1 protein-coding gene is annotated in these 597 nt (G+C 48.1%); it reads left to right on the forward strand.

What is annotated here, in order from left to right:
- Window positions 1-583 (forward strand): ISAon1 family transposase (locus tag H3001_RS19215; RefSeq protein WP_181215806.1); only part of this gene is annotated, 583 nt, incomplete at its 5' end.
- Window positions 584-597: the final 14 nt, after the last annotated feature.

A 597-nucleotide genomic window follows, 5' to 3' on the forward strand; every position in this document is an offset into this window, starting at 1 on the left:
CGACCGCTTCCATATCCAGAAACTGGCTTGTGATGCCGTACAGGAGCTGCGCATCAAACACCGTTGGGATGCCATGCAGCAGGCTAACGATGAGATGGAGGAAGCCAGACAAAACGGTAAGGAGTATATCCCGTACCGCTATCCCAATGGAGACACCCGCAAGGAACTGCTTATACGCTCGCGTTATCTCCTGTTCAAGTCTGCCGACAAATGGACCGACAGGCAAAAGCAAAGGGCTGCGATACTGTTTGAAGAATACCCGGACATCAAAACGGCATACGGACTGTGCCATTCCCTGCGGATGATCTTTGCCAAAAACACAATCAAGGATGCCGCACGCCTGTCCATGGCACGCTGGTACAACAAAGTCGAAGAAGCGGGATTCCGCTCCTTTAATGTCATCGCAGCCACCTTCTATGAGCATTATGATGAGATACTCAACTTCTACAACAACCGTTCCTCAAATGCACTTGCTGAATCATTCAATGCTAAAATCAAACTCTTTAGAGCGAATCTCAGGGGAGTTGTTGACAAGAAGTTTTTCTTATTCCGCATTGCGAACTTATATGCATATCCCCACTAAAAAGCTACTGACCC

Source organism: Phocaeicola faecicola (assembly GCF_013618865.1).
Classification (GTDB): domain Bacteria; phylum Bacteroidota; class Bacteroidia; order Bacteroidales; family Bacteroidaceae; genus Phocaeicola; species Phocaeicola faecicola.